Origin of the sequence: Corynebacterium sp. LK33 (assembly GCF_014334955.1) — a bacterium.
GTDB lineage: Bacteria > Actinomycetota > Actinomycetes > Mycobacteriales > Mycobacteriaceae > Corynebacterium > Corynebacterium jeikeium_D.
In genome coordinates, this window is the sequence record NZ_PDGU01000029.1 from 1 (window position 1) to 2053 (window position 2053).

The following is a 2053-nucleotide window of genomic DNA, read 5'->3' on the forward strand; positions in this document are numbered from 1 at the left end:
AAGATTATTATGCCGGCGGCGACCTACTCTCCCACACCCTCCCGAGTGCAGTACCATCGGCGCTGGTGGACTTAGCTTCCGGGTTCGGAATGGGACCGGGCGTGACCCCACCGCTAACACCACCGACAAAAACCAGGCAACAACCCATCCCCACCACAACTTTGGGTGGGTGGTGTCATGCCAGACACTGAACAGTAGACGCGAGCAAAAACCCTGTAATTCACACATTGTGTGTTGAATGTTTGGTCTATTAGTACCGGTCACCTCCACACCTTACGATGCTTCCAGATCCGGCCTATCAACCCCATCATCTATAGGGGACCTCAAAAGAAACCTAATCTTGGAACAGGCTTCCCGCTTAGATGCTTTCAGCGGTTATCCCTTCCGTACGTAGCCAACCAGCCATGCCCCAGGCGGGACAACTGGCACACCAGAGGTACGTCCATCCCGGTCCTCTCGTACTAGGGACAGCCTTCCTCAAGTTTCTACGCGCGCGGCGGATAGAGACCGAACTGTCTCACGACGTTCTAAACCCAGCTCGCGTGCCGCTTTAATGGGCGAACAGCCCAACCCTTGGGACCTACTCCAGCCCCAGGATGCGACGAGCCGACATCGAGGTGCCAAACCATCCCGTCGATATGGACTCTTGGGGAAGATCAGCCTGTTATCCCCGGGGTACCTTTTATCCGTTGAGCGACACCGCTTCCACAAGCCGGTGCCGGATCACTAGTCCCTAGTTTCCTACCTGCTCGACCTGTCAGTCTCACAGTCAAGCTCCCTTGTGCACTTACACTCAACACCTGATTGCCAACCAGGCTGAGGGAACCTTTGGGCGCCTCCGTTACTCTTTGGGAGGCAACCGCCCCAGTTAAACTACCCACCAGGCACTGTCCCTAACCCGGATCACGGGCCGAGGTTGAGATGTCCAATACGATCAGAGTGGTATTTCAACAACGACTCCACCCCAACTGGCGTTGAGGCATCACAGTCTCCCACCTATCCTACACAAACCGAACCGAACACCAATACCAAGCTATAGTGAAGGTCCCGGGGTCTTTTCGTCCTGCCGCGCGTAACGAGCATCTTTACTCGTACTGCAATTTCGCCGGGTCTGTGGTTGAGACAGCAGGGAAGTCGTTACGCCATTCGTGCAGGTCGGAACTTACCCGACAAGGAATTTCGCTACCTTAGGATGGTTATAGTTACCACCGCCGTTTACTGGGGCTTAAATTCTCCGCTTCGACCCGCAAAAGGGGTCTAACAGGTCCTCTTAACCTTCCAGCACCGGGCAGGCGTCAGTCCGTATACATCGACTTACCCGTCTTCGCACGGACCTGTGTTTTTAGTAAACAGTCGCTTCCCTCTATTCTCTGCGGCCACAACCAGCTCAACCACGTCGGTCACCAGTCATGGCCCCCCTTCTCCCGAAGTTACGGGGGCATTTTGCCGAGTTCCTTAACCACAGTTCTCCCGATCGCCTTAGTATTCTCTACCTGACTACCTGTGTCGGTTTCGGGTACGGGCCGTATATCCACATCGCTAGAGGCTTTTCTCGGCAGCATAGGATCACCAACTTCCCCAAAACGGGTACGCATCACGCCTCACCCACATGTGCTCCGGATTTACCTAGAACACGGGCCACACGCTTACACCACGATATCCATCACGTGGCACGGCTACCTTCCTGCGTCACCCCATCACTTGGCTACTACCAGTTCAGGTCCCCAGCATCACACACACCAACCAACCTAAAAGGCTAGTAAACGGCGCGTGATCAGGTGGGTTAGTATCCCTGATTCACCATGGGCGCGGACACACGGGTACGGGAATATCAACCCGTTATCCATCGACTACGCCTGTCGGCCTCGCCTTAGGTCCCGACTCACCCTGGGAGGATTAACCTGGCCCAGGAACCCTTAGTCATTCGGCGGAGGAGTTTTCCACTCCTCATTCGCTACTCATGCCTGCATTCTCACTCGCGCACACTCCACACTAGGGTTACCCCAGCGCTTCACAGCAGTCACGCGACGCTCCCCTACCCAACCACCAAAAA

2 rRNA genes are annotated in these 2053 nt (G+C 55.3%); both read right to left on the reverse strand.

From position 1 onward, the window contains the following. Nucleotides 1–10: 10 nt before the first annotated feature. Nucleotides 11–127 (reverse strand): 5S ribosomal RNA (gene rrf, locus CRD20_RS10960). A gap of 102 nt (nucleotides 128–229) precedes the next feature. Continuing rightward, nucleotides 230–2053: ribosomal RNA gene (locus CRD20_RS10965) — 23S ribosomal RNA — on the reverse strand; the annotation flags it as partial.